This window comes from Armatimonadota bacterium, assembly GCA_039679645.1.
Taxonomy (GTDB): Bacteria; Armatimonadota; UBA5829; order UBA5829; family UBA5829; genus UBA5829.
Window position 1 is genome coordinate 1 of record JBDKUO010000026.1, and the last position, 19,773, is coordinate 19,773.

Below are 19,773 nucleotides of genomic sequence, written 5' to 3' on the forward strand. Positions count from 1 at the left end.
CTTACCCATCATAGATTAAAAAATCCTGGGATGCACCCCGGAACAAATCAGCGTATTTCGGAGATGCGGCGCGCCATCTCTTTTGAAGAGACGAAACCGACTATCCTGGCTGACTTGACCTCTTTGCCCGAGCTGTCGAAGAAGATAACCGTAGGAAAGCCCTTTACCTCATACTTCTTCACCGCAGCAAGCATGATGGGGTCGTTTTGGTCGGTGCCGTCCACGCGGAACTTATCGAACCTGGCGGCAGTCTTTATCACCTTTGGATCACTGAATGGACCGTGCTCGAGTTCTCTGCAGACACCGCACCACTTCGCGGTGAAATCCAGCATGGAGGGCTTGCCTGATGTGGCGGCTGACTCTATTGAGCCTGGCTTGTAGGGCTGCCAGTCCATATTCTTTGCCGGTTGAGAGCCGGGCATAGCCATAACCACAGCAGCCGCGACAGCAACTGTGCAGCCGACTTTAGTCAGAGCTGCCGCATGTCTGCCGGTCTTGAGTGATTTTTCAAACCAACCTAGGTATATCGCGGCAACTAATACGACCAGCGGCATAAGTAGGCCAGCAATTGAATCGGGCATGATCGGCTTGAGGAAATATGCAGCAGCGCCCAGCATCAAGAACCCGGCGATCTTCTTTACGGCTACCATCCACATCCCCGGCACGGGCATTTTGGCCGAAAACGCGGCCAGAAAAAAGAGAGGTGTTCCCAGTCCAAGCGCCAGCGCAAAGAACAAGATAAATCCCATCAACGGGCTGCCGAGTTTGGCTACATATAAGAGCAGGCCGAGCACCACCGGACCCACGCATGGAGCTGCGACAATCCCGAATACCAGTCCCATCATCAGCGCGCCCAGCACGCCGTCTTTGCCTGAGGACCTGTTTGCTATAAACGCGGGAGGCTTCAGCTCGTATACACCGAACATGGATAATGACAATAGAACGAGCAATGCAGCAATCCCCACGATCACAGCAGGGCTTTGCATGGCGGAGCCGAACACGCCGCCGGTGGTTGCGGCAACCGCTCCGAGGGCCGAATATGTAAGCGCCAGACCCAGGACGTATGTCCCGGCAAGTTTCATCACTCTGGAATTACTCGATCCGACCTGGCTGCCGAAGTAGCCCACCGTAATCGGGATCATTGGATATACGCACGGAGTAAATGCAAGCAGCAGCCCGAGACCGAAGAGCATGGCAAGGCGAAGCGGGATGCCTGCGGACGCCAATTTGCCCGCCATTTTGCCTGCCTCATCGCCGGAGCCCGCGGTGGGCTTGACCACCGCGGACCCGAAGACGTTCTTGTTGATAGACTTTGCCTTCTCACCAGACTTGGCAATTTTTACTTTAGCTTTTGCCTCGCTGGCCTGAGGAGGATAACACTGATTGCCGCCGCAAGCTTGAGTCTCGAGTTTTGATATAATCGTGATGGTTCCGGGCTTTACGCTCTTAGCGACCTTGCCCTTAATTTTTATCACGAACTTGCCTTCGTATACCGAAACTTTCTCTTTGGGTGCGATCGGAAAAGCTTTGCGCTCGGCTTTGGGCCATGTCGGCTCGGCTAACGTAACGCCTTTGGGCGCGGTGATCTTCAGCTTGGCCGGATAGAGCGCGGCTTTGTCGTGGGACCCGATGTGGAATCCCTTCTTGACCGTCGCCACGACCGCGAGTTCGAACGTGCCGCCGGGTTGGAGTTTGTCCTTTGACAGCACGATCTTACTCGTCACGATCGGCTCGGACTTGCCGAACTGGGCGAATGCCGCCCCGGTTAAGGTCAAGATTGCGATAATTGAGATAGCGATGAACTTGTATGTGCGCATATCACTTATGATTTTACCAAATTATATACTCTACGTCACGTAATTGAGCAAACTAATATGTCCGAATGTGGAAATAAATCTGCGTTCGGCTTTTATATTACACTCAGCATTACGCAAATTTTGACTATTTGGGTTCCGACTACGTAGACGGTGATTGCCGGATTCGGAGATCCGGCGCTGGCTTTAGGTTAAGGATTCGGAGATCCTTACCCATCCAAGATATCTTGAGAGGCAGGCTGCGCCCTCACCCCAACCCTCTCGGGAGCCAGGCAACATATCAATGCACACAAGAACAATAATCAATACAATATACTAATTACTAAATCAGAGGGTGGTATATGACACTGGAAAATTATCAAAAGAAACGCGATTTTGACAGGACAATCGAACCTGTCGGCGCTGAGCATAAAGGAGAAGGCGGAAGGTTCGTAGTGCATGAGCACCACGCAAGTCATCTGCACTATGATCTCAGGCTTGAAATGGAGGGAGCGCTCAAGAGTTGGGCGGTCCCCAAAGGTCCGTCAATGAACCCGGCGGAGAAGCGGCTTGCGGTGATGGTCGAAGATCACCCGCTGGAATATATAAGCTTTCGCGGTGAGATTGCTGAAGGCAACTACGGGGCGGGAAAGGTCGAGATCTGGGACAGCGGGACGTATGAAGTCAGGGACGGCAGTCTCGAAAAAGGTAAGCTCGTATTTGAAATGATGGGGACAAAGCTTAAGGGCATTTTCAGCCTGGTCAGGCTTAGAGGGGATCAAAGACAATGGCTGCTGATTAAGGGAGCCGATGAGTTCGCCGACCATGACTGGAAGCTGGAGCAGGTTCTGCCTGGTGGAGGTCGAAAAGATAAGTAAGAGCGGTGGATAGACGTAAACCAGCGCATAGCCCATACTGGACCAGTATAAATACAAAGCCGACCGCTAGGGACACGGTCGGCAGATAACTTACAGGTTTCTAAGTCGTAATGATGCCCAGTTCCACGGCCCTTTTAAATGCCTGAAACCGGTTCGATACACCCAGCTTGGTATAAGCCCGAGCAAGGTGGAAGTCTACCGTTCTCTTGCTGACCGCAAGGGTCTCGGCAACTTCGTTTGAGCACTTTCCATCGAATATCAGCCTGAGAATCTCACGTTCTCTTTCGGTAAGCCGGGCTAATTCATCCACTTCTGCGGGGCTTGCAATAGTCCGCTCCGTGCTCTCCATACCTGCCATGCCTCCCTCTCAAGTCTCAAAGTAGGTCTCCAGCCAGTTGCGTGTCACAGCCGTCCGCATCTTCTTCAAGGCTCGCGCCTCGAGTTGGCGGACTCGCTCCCGTGTGATATTCAACTGCTCGCCTATCTCTTGCAGAGTTGAGGTCATCCCGTCTGCCAGTCCGAATCGCTTTTCGATTATCAGCTTCTCCTGTGGACTCAGCCAGGACATAAGTTGACTCAGGACTTCGAGACTCTCCTTATGCAGCGCATCGTCCTCAGGATTGGACGCTTGAACGTCATTAAGCCGTTCGAGAAGCGACGTATTGTTGTCGTCTTTCACACCCTCGTCCAGCGAAACGAGTGCCTCTGACGCCTCGAGCAAGCGCAATACTTTCTCCCTGGAAAGCTGCGTCCGCTCGCACAGCTCATCCACCGTAGGCTCCCTGCCGAATTGGCTCGTGAACGAGGATCCTACTTTGTGGAGCTTTCTTATTGATTGTACAACATAACTCGGCACCCTGATTGCGCGGCCCTGGCGTTCTATGGCGCGCGTGATTGCCTGGCGAATCCAGGCAACCGCATAGGTGCTGAATCTGAACCCCTTCTCAGGATCGAAAGAGTCCACGGCCTTGATGAGGCCTATATTGCCCTCTTGAATGAGATCGGGCAGCGGAAGTCCCGAGCGCGAATACACCTTGGCCACACTCACGACCAACTTGAGATTGCTCTCTATCAGCTTGCGCTTGGCTTGGTCGTTGCCGGCCTGGGCATCCCGAGCCAGATCACGTTCTTCATCAGCCCCCAACAGGGGCCAACGGCCAATCCGACTTAAATACATATCCATCGAATCGCCAACTTCAGAAGCTACGGGCAGCGCTTCTTCTTTTTCGGGCTCTGTCAATTCGAGCAAGTTACCGCTCATCGACAAGCCTCCTTCCTCCAACTACCTCACAACAGGAACATCGACATAGACTTCCGTCTCTGGCCTGCCATCGCCGACACATTACCCTCAGTATCATGTCCAGCTTATATGTCGCTGCCTGCCCGCCATTCGGCTGACTACCAAAGTCAACCTTCCAATAGTGTTCATCCTGCCAGCATCAATTCCAAAATTGTCCGAACTTCCGTGTCGATCAAGCCCACCATAACGGCAAACTGACATTTCACCCCGGATTTGAGTCCGGGATTAAACCATGCAAATTGACCGCATGAGACAGATCAGGTCTAAATGTATTGCGGATTATTATTCGGCGGACTGATGCCGCGCGGAAATTGTGGATTATGGCACTGTTGCTGCCACATGGTTTACTACGACATTACCCCCCGGCCATCCTCTGTCTTTTTTCAAGACATTACCCCCTGGCCACTAGAATTATTCAGCAAGATTAATGCCAAAACCGCGTTTTAAGAAGACTCAAATATTCAACAAGAATGCCGATGAGCGTAAAATTGCCAATCTTTCCGCAGCGAAACCGGTAATTTAGCCGTGTGATTGATATTTATTTACCTCAACTCTAGTTATCTTAAACTATTCTTTCCAACAAAGGCTCGGCACATCGCGAAGAGCGACTTTGATATCCATTGTTATCCCCAAACAGCTCCAAAGGGCGTATTGTGCAGTCGTCAGAGCAATTGCAGGGCTATTATTGGTTTTGGATAGATGAGCGAGCCAGACCGAGACCGGTTTCTCAGCCTCAGCCAGATCTATAAGCAGATTGGAAGCGGTGTCATTGGAGATGTGACCCTGTTCCGAGGCGATTCTGCGCTTGAGATACCAGGGGTAAGGACCCTTAAGCAGCATCTCCTCATCGTGGTTGGACTCGAGGATCAACAGATCGGCGCGAAATGCCTCTTCCCGGATTTCGGGTGTGAGCACACCGGTATCTGTCGCAATTACCGCCGTAGCTGAGGTTGAATGCACGCAGTAGCCGACCGGGCAAACGGCGTCATGGGAGATCTTAAACGGCCTTATGAGCAGTTCGCCCAGAGTCATCTCCTCGCTCGTATCCAGCACTTTGTGAGGCACATCCCCCGCCCCGGAAATACGATCCAGGGTCGGCGCATTGGCGACTATAGGCACATCGTAGCGTCTGGCCATACGCACAGCTCCCGAAACGTGGTCTGTATGTTCGTGGCTAACAAAGATTGCGGACAGATCGGCAGGATTGACCTCAGACTGCATAAGTGCTGCCGTAAGGCGTCGAATGCCTATCCCGGCATCCACCAGGATCGAAGTATTGCCGTCCTTAATCAGGAATGAATTGCCGGAGCTTCCGCTCGCGAGGGAATGGACTGTAAGAGACAAAGTATTACTGCTCCGTAGCTGCAAGGAATTCATCAATGATCAAGCTCAACGGCATCAGGCTGCGACCTCGACATGTCTGGTCTCTATTGTCAGAGGCAACCCTTTCTCGACACGCACCTCAAGACACTCTTTGATGGCATCGCGAATATTCCGTTCCGCCTCATCCTCGTCTCTGCCCTGACTGATGCAGCCTGGAATAGCCGGGCACTCGGCAACAACCATTCCATCTTCGTCTCGCATAAGAGTGATCTCAAATTTCATGTTGATTTACCTCCAGGTCACGCACGTTTATTATACCACCCCATTATAAACAGGGAGCAGATTGCTCCGCGCTGTTGTAGGGACGAAGCAATCGCCGGTAAAAAATCAGATGACTCATTAATCTTAAGCGCGATTGCTTCGTCCGAAGACATTGTGGGTGAAGCATTTGCGCCTGTTATTCAAGACACAACAAAAAAAGATGGGCAAATGCTTCACCCCTACATATATGTCATATAATTCATACATCACTGGAAGCATCAGAAGTATCTGTCGCTCGACCAGTTCCACGGATTGCCGAGGGTATACTCCCGTATCTCATCAAGAGACTGTTCACTTCGAATTATATGCTCATAATAGTTGCGCTGCCATAGAGTGCCGCCACGCGTTCCATTGACTGCATTGATGCGTCGGCTGGTATTGGCTTTGAAGCTTTGAATAATAGCAGAAATAGACCCAGATAAAGTGCCGATTGCAAAGTGTGGATCGGGTGAAGCATTTGCGGCGATTATTGAATGCACTGCAGATAATTGATTGGCAAATGCTTCACCCCTACAGTGTTCCTCGTCATCAACAAGGATAATAATCCCATGGATGTGGTTTGGCATGATTACATAAGTATCAAGGCGTACGTTATGAAAGCTCTTTGGGAGGGTTAGCCAGCACTTTTCAACTATAAGTCCGACTTGGGACAAAGAAACCCTTCCATCTTTAATGGAGCCGAAATAGTGCTTTTTGCCAGCGGTGCAGATCGTAATGAAGTATGCGCCGGGCCAGCGATAGTCATAGCCTTTTAGTCTGATGAATTTCCTTGCAGGCAGGTTATTATCATTATTCATCATTCCACCAGCGTTATGTCTAGGGAAAAGCAATTGCCTTGTCGAAAAGTGTTGCGGGTGAAGCATTTGCGCCTATTATGTAAGACACAACAAAAGCTTGGCGGGCAAATGCTTCACCCCTACGGCATTACGCCACAATTGTAGAACCGAAGGCTCAGTCTTTCTTCCTGGCTGCCTCGGCGACCAGACCGCGGCCTATCTCGTCGCGCTGGATCTGGTTGGTGCCTTCGTAGATCTGAGTGATCTTGGCGTCGCGCATCATCTTCTCGACCGGATATTCTTTCATATAGCCGTATCCGCCGAAGACCTGCACGGCGTTGGTAGTGACTTCCATCGCCATATCCGACGCCCAACACTTGGCCATGGCTGAGTAGGCTGTGGTCTTCTCTGAAGGATGCGAATCGATCCAGCGGGCGACAGAGTAAACCAGCGCACGGGCGCTCTCGACCTTCATCGCCATATCGGCAAGCATAAAGCGAAGACCCTGATTGGCTGAGATCGGCTGGCCGAACTGGACTCTCTCGCGTGAATAGTTCACTGAAAGCTCCAACGCGCCCGCGGCGATTCCCAACGCCTGAGCGGCTACACCCGGGCGGGACTGATCGAAGGTCTTCATTGCGGTGAAGAAGCCCGTGCCTCGGCGGCCTATCATGTTCTCCTTGGGAACGCGGCAGTCCTGGAAGACCAGCTCACGGGTGGCCGACGCGCGGATACCCATCTTGTCTTCCTTCTTGCCGAAGCTGAAGCCCTCGGCACCCTTTTCGACCACGAAGCAACTCACGCCTCTTGGTCCGCGGTCAGGGTCGGTCACTGCAAATATTGAATAAATATCGGCTTCGCCGCCGTTAGTGATCCACTGCTTGGTGCCATTGATGATGAAACTGTCGCCGTCCTCGACCGCTCGGGTCTGCATGCCTGCGACATCCGAGCCGGCATTGGCTTCGGTAAGGCCGAACGCCGCTATAGTGCCGTCGGCAATACGTGTAAGCCATCTCTTCTTCTGCTCATCGGAGGCCGACACCAAAATCGGGAAAGTGCCCAGGCCAGTCGCGGCGAAGGCAAGCGAGATGCCGCCGTCGACCTTGCTGAGCTCTTCGGTAACTACGCACATATTCATGATGGCGCTGTCGCCTGCCATACCGCCGTATTCGTCGGGAATGAAGACGCGGAAGAGATCAGCCTCGGCTATGGCCTTTACTATCTCCCATGGAAACTCTCCGGTCTCATCATGATGAGCGCTAACCGGCTTGATCTTTTTAACGGCGATCTCCTTCGCAACGTCCTTCATAAATTGCTGCTCTTCGGTCAGAAAATAATCTAACATCGTGTAATGTCCTCCTCAAACCGGACCGGTCGGCCCGATCAAAACCCTCCATATATTGCAGGGCGCAAGTAATGCATCTCCGTACATCAATGTCGGCACGGGAACAAACCCGCGCCGGTATATTTTACAATATTAGGCAGGCTGCTGCGAAATTCCTTCAGAGTATCTAATCAGACAAACCTTCCCCCAAAAATACAATCGCGGAGGCGCTGAATGTGAATTTGATCTTACCATCATTCATCGCTTCCGCGATTATTTCTACCTAATCTGCTGTCCCAAAATAACCAGCCTACTTTTTTGTTGTCCAGGGCAGGTCGGACGTCGAGAACGGCGAGGCCGGAAAACCGGCTTTGTTGAATAGATTCACAATAGGCGCATCAGCCCAGCCATAGCGGACTACAGCCGGATGCGCGACATCAGGGCTGCTGACAACAACTTTATCGCCCACTATTCTTGCACGAGCATTCACAAACTTGTGGTCTTCGCCCGCGATTGTCCAACCCATCAGTACGCCACCTCTAGCTTGAAGGCCGCCGGTTGCATTGTCAAACGACAGCACTGCTCGGTCGCCGAATGTCTCCATAGATTTGAAAGAAGGCCCCTGATAAGGCACATTTTTCTTATAAACCCTGGCAAGGGCTGCCGCTGCAAGACGATTTCCAACAGGCTCTTTCCATATGGGATGTATATTTTCGGGATTGCCGTAATCGGTAATGACTGCCATCGCGGTATTAGGCACATTTTCTGCGGTCAGGCGCTGCGCCTCGCGAAGCTCCGCCCAGTGGCTATCGACCGGTTCCGAGTAGAGCTTGCCGAATGGAGCCAACTGCACAAACAGGAACGGAAAATCGCCCTGAGCCCATGCTTTGCGCCAGCAGTCGATCATTACGGGAAAAAGAGACTTATACCTGAAAGCATCAGGAGCATTTGCTTCGCCCTGATACCAAATTACTCCCTTGACGGCATATGGCTGAAGAGCGAGAAGCATGCCGTTGTAGAGAACAGTGCACGATTTGGCGTCACCATCTTTTGGAGAATGCTCATCAATCATCGGTTTTGTGACCGGATTTGCCTGCAGACACTCCATACTCGTCCAGGCCTGAGCAGGAGTGCCGCCCCATGAAGTTTCAATCAGGCCTATTGGAACGTTCAACTGCTTGCGCAGACTGCATCCAAAGAAATATCCCACGGCTGAAAACTCATCAACCGCTCCGGGGCCGCACTCATTCCACTTGGCGTCAACATCATACATTGGATCGGCGGTTGCTCTTCTGGGAACCTTAAAGAGCCTGAGCTGTGAGTCTTTTGAACTCGCTATTGTCGATTCTGCATTGTCAGCCTTTTTAAGTTGAAACTCCATATTTGACTGCCCGCTGCAAATCCATACCTCGCCGACGAGTATATTTTTGACCTCAATTGTGTTCTCGCCGGAGACTGTCATGGTATATGGGCCACCGGCTGTAAGAGGCTTCAAACGAACCATCCACCGGCCATCTTTGGCTTTTGCGCTTACAGCCTGGTTTTGAAATTTGACGGTTACTTTCTCGCCGTTGGATGCCGTCCCCCAGACAGGCACACTTATGCCCCGCTGAAGCACTGAGCCGTCTGAAAACAGTGCGTTTGGTTTTACGGTTGCTTGCGCCGGTATCGTCAATGCGATGCACAGCAAAAGCAGCGCCAAAACACGTACAAACACTTTCATTGCAATTCCCCTTTACTGCATACTCATCAAGCGTTCTACAGGCGCCCACATATCGGTGAGTATCTCACCCTTGCTCTCCCAGTTTCGCTTGAGCACCAAACAGGATGTGATATACTGCGGGTCGATGCCCTGGTCACTTGTAAACTTAAGTCTCTTTTGTGCCTTTGTTGCCCTATCCAGTGTCATATTCTTTTTTGCGCCGATCTGGCTGACCAATATGGCATTGCCGCTGCGATGGCACATATAAGCGTCAACAGTGCCAAACGCGGCGTTCATTGTCCGGGCCTGGTAACTGTAAAGCTCACTTATAATCGTAGAATTGACGGATACGACGCCATCAGGTGTCATTACCACGGCGAGATGGCGATAAAAGCCAAGAGTGTTGAGATGGAATGGTGTATAGTCGCTGTCGTACGCGTCAACTATTGCCCAGTCGTAAGGCTCCGATTTTGTAAGCAGCCTGAAGTTGATAAATGTGCGGCCGTCCATGGTGTATACGGTCACGTTTTTGCCGGGTCGCCAGAAAAAGTACTTTTGGGCGATACTAACGACCGCAGGGTCGATCTCTACTACGTCCAGTTTAGCATCCGGGTAACAGTTTTCGACAGACCTGGCTATATCCGCTCCACCAAGACCGATCATCAGGATTCTTTTCGGATGAGGCTTATAGAGCACCGGAGCCAGCATAACGCCGGTATACTCACTGATATGGGTAGAAATGTTGCGCAGGTTGATGGCTGTCTGTGGGTACTTGAACTCATGAGAGCCGAATGTGAGCATTCGCACAGGGCCTTCTTGGGTAACTTCTATCCTGTGGTAGGCCGTCTCAGTCCTAAAGAGCAGCTTTGTGTCCGAAGCGGTGCCGACTTTGCTCAGTTTCGTCAGAGCCTGACGCTGCGCCTCGGCAAGTCTGGATTTAGCAGTTGAGTTATCTTTGCAGAGTACCTCACCGACCATGCTTTTCTGGTATATCTTTTGCGAAATCGGCACGAGCTTTGCGGGCGATATCCATGACAGCGCGATAACCGCACCTGTAAAGATAATGCTAAGCGCCACTGAAGCGCGATTGGCCGTCGAAAGAGCAATGGCTGTAACGATTCCAGCCACGGCTACAATCAGTCCGCCGCTGATGGCGACCGCTCCCAGCGAGAACGATGGAATCAAAATGAATGAGGTAATCAGACTGCCGACGAAACTGCCGACTGTTGAGACCGAATAAAGTGTGCCTGCCTTGCTGCCGGTCTCGGAACGCGCACCCGCTGCAAGATGAATGGCATAGGGTGAGATAGTACCGGCAAGCACCATAGGAAGTGCATATAGAATCGCAGTAGCCGCCAGAGACCCCCATCGAACATCAAAACCCTTTGCAACAAACCAAGCGCACAGGCTGTCCTGATACGTAACGGACAGGATTACCATCGCGCCGGCTATAATAAGCAGGATCGCAGGTATCCAGTGTGATTGAAACCTTCGAGTGAGAAACCCTCCAATCCCATAGCCTATAGCAAGCGTGACAAGAAAAACAGCTAATACACTGCCCCACACATATATCGAGTTGCCGAAATATGGAGCAAGCGCGCGCGCGCCGACCAGCTCGGTCTGCATAACAAACCAGCCGGCAAAAAACACCAGAACCCACAGAGAAATGAGCTTTTCCATACCGAAGTATGGCAACTTCTTGCTTTCATCCATTTTTGCAAACCTCCCAAAAGATAGTTGTGAGTGGAGAGTAGAAAGTGGAGAGCAAAGAGCAAAAACAAAGCCTCAGCTAGCTGCGAATATCATACTATGCGCTCGCGTAAAAGGCAATTGCTTTACCTGGGGAATACGACAGAACTGCGCGTCCGGCCATCGATGCCGGTCGCGATGGTAAAATCACCCATCAGATTGTCGCGGACGAGGCTTTCGACTATACGCAGGCCAAGGTTGCGGTTGCGCTTGATGTCAAAGTCGACCGGAAGCGGGCAGCCGTCATTGACGACATCGAGGATGATATTCTCATCGTTTCGCGCAATACGCACTGTAAGCTCCGTCCCAATTCCACTGCTGAACCCGTGTTCAATGGCATTTTGTACCAGCTCGTTGAGAACAAGGGCTACATAGGTAGCTTGTCCGCTGGGAAGCAGGAAATCATCACCATCAACCAGCATGTTTATTTGGCGCGCGTCAGGCAGCAGACCCCGCGCAGTAGCGCTGAGAATGGTGTCCGCCAGACGTTTGATGCTGACATTGTCCAGATTCTCGCTTGAAAGCATCTCATGGACCGCTGCAATACTCTGGATGCGGTTGATACTTTGTGTAAGCGCCTCTTTTGGCGAGTCGAACTTTCCTATTTTTATCTGCAGCCTGAGCAGACTTGCGATTGTCTGAAGGCTGTTTTTGACCCTGTGGTGCATCTCTTGAAGAACAGCCTTCTGGACCATCAGTTTGGCGTTCTGAATAGAAATGGCAGCCTGGTTGGCAAGAGCGGTCAGCAGCCCTATATCTTCCTCGGAGAAATCGCGAGGGGTAGCAGTGTAACAGTTAAGCACACCGATTATCTCTTTTTTCACCGAAAGAGGAAGCGCAATAAGCGAGCAAAGGCCCTCTTTCTTGGCAATGTCCGGATACTGATAGCCCGGAGTCTTGCGTACATCGCGTATAGTGATAGGCTTGGCCTCCACTATCGCGCGGCCTGCCACACTCTCGGTGAGCTTTACATTCGGCTTCTTTGTATAGGCGCGGCTCTTGCTCTGGGTGGCTTTGATAACCAGTTCTTTCCTGTCTTCATCCAGGAGCATAACCGAGCATATCTTGAAGTTCATGCTCTCGGCTGTCATAGCGACAATAAGCTGCAGGATCTCTTCAAGATATAGGTCCGAAGTAATCGTGCGGCTGATCTCCGAAAGAGTGCTCAGTTGTGATGCGCGCTGCTCCATACGGTGATAGACATTGTAGTTTTCGACCGCGCCGCCGACCTGCCGCGCTATGCTGTCGAGCAGGCTGATCTGCATCTTGGTGTAATCGTGCGGAGGGTTTGTGCGGACATTTATAACGCCGACCAGATCGTTTCTGCCCCTCAAGGGGACTGATAGCATGGACTGATATTTGTCTTGCACGAGGATCGGGACCGGTTTGAAGCGTTCATCGCGCCAAGCCTCGCGGCTGAGGACCACATGCTGGCCCTGTTGAGCTACCCATCCGGTGATCCCTTCGCCTACTTTAAGCCTGATCTTGCCGACGACATCTTTGACCTCGCCGCTGGCCCCGCGCAGGACCAGTTCCTGACCGGACTCCGATAGCAGATATATCAGGCAGAAGTCGGTACCCGTTACTTTGACGACTATATCGGCGACTTTTTTGAGCATGTCGTCGATATAGAGCATGGAGCCGATTGCCTGACCGACCTCACGCAGAGCATCAGCTTCCAGCATTTTTTCGGCGATGCGCTTCTCGAGGTCGGCAACACGCACACGCAGCGCCTCAAGCTCCTGCTCCGGCGGAAGCTCGCGCAGCGCGGCGTCGGTCGCGTCCCGTTCCTGTTTTTTACGTTCGTTCCATGGGCTCATTGTTAGTCTAAAAGTTGGAAAGTCGAAAAGTCAAAAGTTTATGGCCGTGTTTTACTCAGCGCAATTGCATAATAGCTTCTTGCATATCCCTGACGAATGACTCATACTCTCCTTCACCATATACTCCAGGATCTCTTAGTCGCCAGTCTATAGGGCCGTCCTCGAATCTATCACCTATCTGCCTCGGCCACAAATGCATATGAAGATGAGGGATAGTGTTGCCATGAATTTCATAGTTGATTTTTATTGCGCCGGTAACTTTTTTGAGAGCACGGGCAGCCATCTGAATATCGGACATAAAGGCTGCAGCATCCTCACTTGAAAGATCATACAACTCGACTGCATGCGGTTTCACAACCAGGCAGCAGTGACCTTTCATACATGTATTGCTATCAGTCCCCAGCGTCGATATGGTAAGGTCGGCTATATGCATTTCGCCGTTGGGTTGATCATTCGGCTCTTGATTGCATACCGGACACCCCTCACGCGAGACATATCTCTGCCACTGCCTTATATTGTGCCAGCTGCTCATTATCCGTTGTCCCGCTCCGCTAAATGTCGTGAGCGATGATGAGAGCTTCGGCGATCTCCTTCATCGAGCGGCGCTGGTTCATGCTCTGCTGCTGTATTCGCCTGAATGCTTCGGCCTCGGAGAGCTTATACTTGTCCATTAAAATACCTTTGGCGCGGTCAACAATCTTGCGGGTCTCAAGCTTGGTCTCAAGATCGCCCAGAGTAGTCTCGAGTTCCTGCTGCTCCAAGTATCTCGATATCGCTATCTCGATTGCGGGCAGTACATCCGATTCCTGGAAAGGCTTAACCAGGTATGCATATACCCCAGCCTCTTTCGCGCGCTCTATCAAATCCTTCTGGCTGTAGGCAGTAAGCAGCACCACCGGCGCGATCTTTTCATCGGCAACAATCTTTGCGGCATCGAGGCCGTCCATTACGGGCATCTTGATGTCCATTATCACGACATCCGGTTTCAGAGACCGGGTGAGTTCGAGGGCTTTCTGACCGTCGGCGGCCTCCCCTACAACAACATGCCCCATCTCCTCGAGAAGCGTTTTCAGGTCCATCCTGATAATGGATTCGTCGTCGGCTATCACAACCCTAATCTGGCTCATATCAGTCCTCTCCACATTTATCCTACTATGATTCTACAGTGTGGTATAATCGTTGTCAAAGTCCAAGGAGCGATAAGTGTTCAAGAAATCACCTGTTTTCAGCCTGGCGATCACATTAATCGCATATCTTGCGCTGTGGCTGCTGGTCCCAAAAGCGACATTTTTGCCTGCGATCATCAATCACCTTGTAAAAGCGGCTTCTCACGCCTCGGGGATTGGCGCTGCAGGCATTAGAATAATCGGTATGCTGATAATCGCGCTGCCGACTGCCATGTTCATGGCCATACAGATCGGCATCATCTACCAGAGCGCAAAGCTCAAAATGGGCTTCATACACTCTTTAGCGGCATTTGCACTGAGCCTGGGATGCGCTTATGGGCTGATAAACCTGATTGTGCGGCAATCAGGAGCCGTCAAGATAGTGCATCGCGCACTGACACTCCGCGAAAAGCTCTTTGTGGTCGGCAACTACGTGACGCCTCTTTCGATGATCTACTTCATCTGTATCATGTTCGCCGCAATCAGCTTGGGATATATGGTCTCGCTGCGGATAAAAGACAAGAACCTGCTCCTGCCTGTGGTAATGTTTGCCGCTTATATCGATTTCTGGACCGTGACCAGAGGACCGGTATCGCAGGTAATGAAAAATGCGCCCGAGGTGGTCGGAGCCGTTAGCACACCCATACCTCACGCAGGAACCGGCACATTTATGCCGGCCACAATGATCGGACCCGGCGACTTTATATTCATGGCCATAGTGTTTGCGGTGGTGCACAGGTTCGCGATGCGGCCGTCGCGCAACTACTGGTTCGTGTTTGGAGCGATGACACTCGGGATGCTCGCAGTGTTGTTCGGGCTTCTGCACGCTCTGCCCGCGCTTATGGTGCTGGCTGTGGCGGTGGTGACAGCTAACTGGCGCGCATTCAAGCTCTCGCGCGAGGAGAAGATATCGACCGCCGTGGTGGGCCTGCTGCTGCTTGCGTCGCTGCCGATTGTGTGGTCACTTTTTAAGCCTCAGCCGGTGAAGAAGCACAAGCCGAAGACAGCGGTTGCGTGTCTGATGACATCTTACGCCCCATCACGGACCGAACTGCCTGGTTTTACATACGATCAGCCGTCATGGCGCTCTCTCGCCATGAGTGGGCAACAACCATTACATATAACACCAATCTGAGGAACTATGGTGGTGCAAGTAACTTGTCCTACTACACAACGTTTTTCGACATTCATTAGGAGGGCAAACGTGAAGCAAACTAGGATTGCTGCTGTTCTGATCATCTGCATAGGTGTAATTGTTGCCATTGGCGCTTCCAAATGGAATGAATTGTCTGTGTGGTATGCATGGCAAAAATCAAAACCTAATGTAGCAGTTCAAAATGCAGTATCAGGACTAAAGGCAAAAGACATCTCATACATTGAGCTGAAGACACCATTTTTCCCGAAAGAGATTCGCAGTCGTGCAACAATTGCTGCATTACTAAATGGGCTCAAGGCTGCAACTCTGCCAGATTCACTAATGAAGAATCGAGTAGACACAATCACGCTAAGTCTCAAAACAGGTAAAAAGCGAGGGCCTTTTTATTTCAGCTTGGATCGCGAAGTTGATTCTTTCAGCCCCGAGTTTGTCTCAGGTCTAAGATCAGCAGGCATAAAAGTTCCACGTTGAAACAGCTAGGAAATCATATGATGGGCCGGATGGTATCAGCACGGCCACTTTACACTGAATGCACCATCATAATGTTTCCCCAACCCCCGAAAGTGATCATACCTAATATGACACTTTCAGGAGGGAACGCATATGCAAAGGCCAAAACCAGCCGCATTCGGCTTAATAGCGCTGATCATATTATCCACTACAATCTGCTTTGCACAAACCCAGGCAGACTCAGGCAGGGGTCCGGTCACATTCCTGCTGCCTGAAGAGAGCCGGATCATAGATATTGTAAAAAACATCGGCCCGACAGTAGTAGCCGTCATGCAGCTTGATGCAAGCGGCGACGAAAGCGGCCTGGGTTCGGGAGTCATTATCTCCAAAGAAGGCGAAATCCTTACCAACAACCATGTTATCAGCGGCGCGAAGAAGCTTACCGTAACACTGGCAGACGGCAGGCAGGTGGAAGCAAAAAGCCTGGGTGGAGACCCGGGCATAGACCTTGCGATCATAAAAGTCCCCGTCACAAACCTCCCTGTGGCGCCGCTGGGAGATTCGGACTTGCTTCAGGTCGGCCAGGTCGCCATAGCTATCGGAAACCCATACGGTTTCGAGCGCACGGTTACCGTCGGTGTAGTGAGCGCCCTGAGCAGGACAATCCCCGGCGGCGGACTTTCCCTAACCAACCTCATCCAGACAGATGCGCGCATCTACCCGGGCAACAGCGGCGGACCGCTTGTCGACAGCGCAGGTAAAGTCATAGGCATAAACACAGTCGTTGTCAGCGGAAAGGCCGGGACTCTCGGTTTCGCGATCCCAATCAATACGGCTCGCAGCGTGCTGGATGAAGTCAAAAAGCAGGGACGGATCGTTGTCGGGTGGATCGGCATTTCTTTCGCGGAACTCAGTGCAGAAGTGGCTGAAGAGTTCGACCTGCCTGTAAAGGAAGGGGTAATTGTTGCCCAAGTTGAAAAAGGCGGCCCTGCGGCGCTTGCCGGAATCCGCAGAGGAGATATAATCATTGAGGTGGACAATAAAAAAGTAGCTGACGGAGGCGCGCTACAGAAAATTATCCGCCAAAAAGAAATTGGAGATAAGCTGGACGTCACCGCTATCAGAGACAGCAAACCGAGGCATTTCGTAGTCGTTATTCGCGAAATGCCCATGTCGGTCAGATAGCATTCGACAGGGCTCAGTATGCTGGAGTATACTATCATAGAATCAGTCATTATGGAGAATGGACATTGCTTTCTAGTATTTCGCGCACGACAACATCGGTTGTGCTGCTATATCATCGCATGGGACTGCCTAAGCTCTCTTCACTGGTGGCGGGCCAGTATGTAGCGCCTAATCTTTTCAGATCGCAGTTGGACTATCTTTCATCGAAAGGATGGGCGGCGGCAAACCTTGAATCTGTCATATCAAACGATTTATCGGACATCGACAGGTTCGCGATCACATTCGATGACGGCTACCTGAGCGTATATGAGCACGCCTACCCCGCTCTTGTCGAACACCAGATCAAGGCGACGATATATGTGGTGGTCGACTCCATAGGCGGCCTTAATGAATGGGACCGCAAAGCAGGTGACCAGAGTGAGCCTATGATGAGCGCCGAGCAGATAAAAGAACTCTCGAACGCTGGATTTGAGATAGGCTCCCATACTCTTACTCATCCTCACCTGACCGAACTTAACGACAGCGAGCTTAAACACGAACTAGTCGAATCTAAAAACCGGCTCGAAGATTTGATCGGCAAACCAGTAAAATCGTTCTCCTACCCGTATGGCGACTGCGATGACCGCGTTATAGCAAGTGCAATAGAGGCAGGTTACTCCAATGCCGTCACCACGAAGCTGGGGATTGTCTGGAAGTCAAGCGCATTCGAGATACCCAGGGTAAACGTGCGCTGGAACGCCTTTGGCCCGATGCTGATGAGAAAGATCGGCAGGGCTAAACGGGCATGCGGAGTGCTTGACTGAGCCTATGCGTGTGCTGGAGGCGATAACCCCATCACGGATCGGCGGCGCGGAAGTGTATGTCGCCGACTTGTGTGAAGAGTTTTCCAGACTCGATATCGATGTTGAGCTGTTTATCCCCTCAGGCAGGCCATTTGTCAAATATGCAGCCGACCGCGGGATATCAAGCATCAACTGGAAGACACACGGCAAGCTCGACCCGATAACGGTAATTCGACTTGCATCCCTGATTCGCTCACACGGTATAGATGTGATCCACACACATCTTTCGACGGCAAGCCTGCTCGGAGCCTTTGCTGCAAAGCTCGCCGGTGTGCCGTCAGTCGCGCACGTGCATGGCTTGAACACAGCAACATGCTTCAAATACTCCACAGCAGTAATTGCGGTGTCTGAGGCTGTAAAAAAACACCTCTGCGCACAGGGGCTGGATGCCGGCAATATTCACGTAGTCCACAATGGTGTCGATCTGACTCGATTTACTCCGATTCCAATCTCAGAAGCAAAACGCGCACAGGGCTATGATGAAAACACGCCTGTCTTTGGTGTGTTCGGCAGGCTCTCGGAAGAAAAGGGCCAGCGGAGTGCAATCGAGGCCATGTTTATCCTGTCTAAAACCTGCCAGAGCGCTCGACTGATGATCGTTGGAGACGGCAAGACCCGCGACGAATTAGTCAGATCCGCCCAGGCTCTGGGGATTGCAGGCAGTATTGAGTTCAAAGGGTTTAATGCAGATGTGCGAGGACTCATGTCCGCGTGTGATGCGATTATAGCCCCATCCCTTAAGGAGGGTTTCGGTCTGGCTGCAGTCGAGGCTATGGCTCTGTCCAGGCCCGTCATAGCTGCGGATGTCGGAGGGCTGCCCGAGATCATAGTGCCGGGTGAGACAGGTTTTCTGGTACCTGCAAACAATCCTCAACAGATAGCCGATGCGATGGAACAATTGATCTCAGATAGGTCTGCTGCCGAAAGCATGGGCAGATCAGGCAGGATACGGGTGGATAGCTGCTTCGATCTCAAAAAACAGATTAAGGCCGTATCGTCGATACTTGAAGGCTGTGTAAAATGAAGCCTTTCGCGCTGTCGGTCAAGATGATATTAAAGGACGAACATGGCCGGTGCCTGCTGCTGAAGAGGTCTATGGACTCAAAGAATAACCCGGGTAAATGGGACTTCCCCGGCGGAAAGGTCGACCCGGGCGAAGCGTTCGATCAGGCTCTGATGCGTGAGGTTGCAGAAGAGACGGGGCTGAAGGTCGCCATAGACAGGCTTGCCGGCTCAACTCAGTCAGAGTCACCATCCAACCATATTGTCTACCTGCTGCTCGAAGGACAGATAGAATCGGGAAAACTCACACTCAGCAGTGAGCATGACGATTTCCTCTGGGTTTATCCCCATGAGCTTGAAAAAGCGGATATCTGCGATCAGTTCAAGCAACTTGCAAAAACACTTGCCGCAACTAAAAATGGCTCACCCCTGTGCTCATGAACATGCCTAGGATAAGTCGTCTTGAGGGGAAACCTACTTCGGGGCATTCGCCCGCGAAGAATAAGGATTACCTGACTTTTGACTCAATGTTTAGCTCTTGACAGTGTGTGGCATATAGATATAGAATCAAGTGACGGGTGATGGGACTTGTTCCACCGCCGGTTTGGAAAAATAACCCGACCGCAAGGCCGATTGATCCGAGCGGGAGGGCGCGTTAAGCGTTTAATATCGAAACGTCTTAAGACGCCCCCTTGCAGATATGCGAGAGGGCTTTTTGTTTAGGTGGTGCATATGGAAAAGCGTCTGGGCGTAGTGGGAATTATAGTCGAGGACTTAACGGCAGCCGAAGAGATAAATGCAGTGCTCCATGAGTTCTCAGGCATTATAGTAGGCCGCATGGGTGTGCCGTATAAGGAACGCGGAGTGTCGGTGGTGTCCGTAATAGTGGATGGAACAGGTGACGAGATAAGCGCACTCACGGGCAGGCTTGGCCGTGTGCACAACGTATCGGTAAAGACCGCTCTGGCGAAGGAAACGAGGTAGTT

The 19,773-nt window shown here is 51.6% G+C and carries 20 protein-coding genes; 8 read left to right on the forward strand and 12 right to left on the reverse strand.

The genetic code is table 11. The features are described from left to right. Positions 1 to 47: 47 nt before the first annotated feature. Complete coding sequence (locus tag ABFD83_05265; GenBank protein ID MEN6356478.1) at positions 48 to 1,817, reverse strand: cytochrome c biogenesis protein CcdA; 1,770 nt, start codon at positions 1,815 to 1,817, stop codon at positions 48 to 50. 338 nt (positions 1,818 to 2,155) lie between these two features. Here ABFD83_05265 and ABFD83_05270 point away from each other — a divergent pair, with 338 nt between their 5' ends. Next, positions 2,156 to 2,671: a DNA polymerase ligase N-terminal domain-containing protein gene (locus ABFD83_05270; GenBank protein MEN6356479.1), complete on the forward strand. Its 516-nt coding sequence runs from the start codon at positions 2,156 to 2,158 to the stop codon at positions 2,669 to 2,671. A 100-nt stretch (positions 2,672 to 2,771) separates the two neighbouring features. Here ABFD83_05270 and ABFD83_05275 read toward each other — a convergent pair whose 3' ends face one another. From ABFD83_05275 to ABFD83_05325, 11 genes are all read right to left on the reverse strand, one after another. Beyond that, entirely contained in the window at positions 2,772 to 3,020 is a 249-nt protein-coding gene (locus ABFD83_05275) for a helix-turn-helix transcriptional regulator (protein ID MEN6356480.1), read from the reverse strand. Positions 3,021 to 3,038: 18 nt separating this feature from the next. Beyond that, positions 3,039 to 3,932 (reverse strand): RNA polymerase sigma factor RpoD/SigA, encoded by an 894-nt coding sequence (locus tag ABFD83_05280; protein ID MEN6356481.1) that lies wholly within the window; start codon positions 3,930 to 3,932, stop codon positions 3,039 to 3,041. A gap of 606 nt (positions 3,933 to 4,538) precedes the next feature. After that, the gene (locus ABFD83_05285) at positions 4,539 to 5,315 is read right to left on the reverse strand and encodes an MBL fold metallo-hydrolase (protein MEN6356482.1); all 777 of its coding nucleotides are present in this window, start codon (positions 5,313 to 5,315) and stop codon (positions 4,539 to 4,541) included. Between the two features lie 54 nt (positions 5,316 to 5,369). Next, positions 5,370 to 5,576: a type II toxin-antitoxin system HicB family antitoxin gene (locus ABFD83_05290; GenBank protein MEN6356483.1), complete on the reverse strand. Its 207-nt coding sequence runs from the start codon at positions 5,574 to 5,576 to the stop codon at positions 5,370 to 5,372. 257 nt (positions 5,577 to 5,833) lie between these two features. Further along, positions 5,834 to 6,415: a transposase gene (locus tag ABFD83_05295; GenBank protein MEN6356484.1), complete on the reverse strand. Its 582-nt coding sequence runs from the start codon at positions 6,413 to 6,415 to the stop codon at positions 5,834 to 5,836. A gap of 151 nt (positions 6,416 to 6,566) precedes the next feature. Then, the gene (locus ABFD83_05300; GenBank protein MEN6356485.1) at positions 6,567 to 7,736 is read right to left on the reverse strand and encodes an acyl-CoA dehydrogenase family protein; all 1,170 of its coding nucleotides are present in this window, start codon (positions 7,734 to 7,736) and stop codon (positions 6,567 to 6,569) included. A gap of 289 nt (positions 7,737 to 8,025) precedes the next feature. Beyond that, positions 8,026 to 9,438 carry a sialate O-acetylesterase gene (locus ABFD83_05305; protein ID MEN6356486.1) on the reverse strand — a complete coding sequence of 471 codons (1,413 nt, stop codon included), beginning with the start codon at positions 9,436 to 9,438 and terminating at the stop codon, positions 8,026 to 8,028. 12 nt (positions 9,439 to 9,450) lie between these two features. Then, positions 9,451 to 11,130, reverse strand: coding sequence for a fused MFS/spermidine synthase (locus ABFD83_05310; protein MEN6356487.1), 1,680 nt, complete (start codon positions 11,128 to 11,130; stop codon positions 9,451 to 9,453). A gap of 122 nt (positions 11,131 to 11,252) precedes the next feature. After that, on the reverse strand, positions 11,253 to 12,986 hold the full coding sequence (locus tag ABFD83_05315) for a GAF domain-containing protein (protein ID MEN6356488.1): 1,734 nt from the start codon (positions 12,984 to 12,986) through the stop codon (positions 11,253 to 11,255). A 55-nt stretch (positions 12,987 to 13,041) separates the two neighbouring features. Continuing rightward, positions 13,042 to 13,518, reverse strand: coding sequence for an HIT family protein (locus ABFD83_05320; GenBank protein ID MEN6356489.1), 477 nt, complete (start codon positions 13,516 to 13,518; stop codon positions 13,042 to 13,044). A 19-nt stretch (positions 13,519 to 13,537) separates the two neighbouring features. Then, positions 13,538 to 14,113 carry a response regulator gene (locus tag ABFD83_05325; protein MEN6356490.1) on the reverse strand — a complete coding sequence of 192 codons (576 nt, stop codon included), beginning with the start codon at positions 14,111 to 14,113 and terminating at the stop codon, positions 13,538 to 13,540. A 76-nt stretch (positions 14,114 to 14,189) separates the two neighbouring features. On the opposite strand from ABFD83_05325, the gene ABFD83_05330 reads away from it, so the two are divergent. The 7 genes from ABFD83_05330 to ABFD83_05360 all read left to right on the forward strand — a co-directional run bounded on the left by ABFD83_05330 (position 14,190) and on the right by ABFD83_05360 (position 19,771). After that, positions 14,190 to 15,287 (forward strand): hypothetical protein, encoded by a 1,098-nt coding sequence (locus tag ABFD83_05330; protein ID MEN6356491.1) that lies wholly within the window; start codon positions 14,190 to 14,192, stop codon positions 15,285 to 15,287. A gap of 69 nt (positions 15,288 to 15,356) precedes the next feature. Then, positions 15,357 to 15,779 (forward strand): hypothetical protein, encoded by a 423-nt coding sequence (locus tag ABFD83_05335; GenBank protein MEN6356492.1) that lies wholly within the window; start codon positions 15,357 to 15,359, stop codon positions 15,777 to 15,779. 132 nt (positions 15,780 to 15,911) lie between these two features. Then, positions 15,912 to 16,943, forward strand: coding sequence for a trypsin-like peptidase domain-containing protein (locus ABFD83_05340; GenBank protein MEN6356493.1), 1,032 nt, complete (start codon positions 15,912 to 15,914; stop codon positions 16,941 to 16,943). A gap of 65 nt (positions 16,944 to 17,008) precedes the next feature. Next, on the forward strand, positions 17,009 to 17,746 hold the full coding sequence (locus tag ABFD83_05345) for a polysaccharide deacetylase family protein (protein MEN6356494.1): 738 nt from the start codon (positions 17,009 to 17,011) through the stop codon (positions 17,744 to 17,746). Next, positions 17,739 to 18,809, forward strand: a complete 1,071-nt coding sequence (locus tag ABFD83_05350) for a glycosyltransferase family 4 protein (GenBank protein ID MEN6356495.1) — start codon at positions 17,739 to 17,741, stop codon at positions 18,807 to 18,809. Before ABFD83_05345 ends, ABFD83_05350 begins: the two co-directional genes overlap by 8 nt. After that, positions 18,806 to 19,228: an NUDIX domain-containing protein gene (locus ABFD83_05355; protein MEN6356496.1), complete on the forward strand. Its 423-nt coding sequence runs from the start codon at positions 18,806 to 18,808 to the stop codon at positions 19,226 to 19,228. Before ABFD83_05350 ends, ABFD83_05355 begins: the two co-directional genes overlap by 4 nt. 291 nt (positions 19,229 to 19,519) lie before the next feature. After that, complete coding sequence (locus ABFD83_05360) at positions 19,520 to 19,771, forward strand: TM1266 family iron-only hydrogenase system putative regulator (protein MEN6356497.1); 252 nt, start codon at positions 19,520 to 19,522, stop codon at positions 19,769 to 19,771. Positions 19,772 to 19,773: the final 2 nt, after the last annotated feature.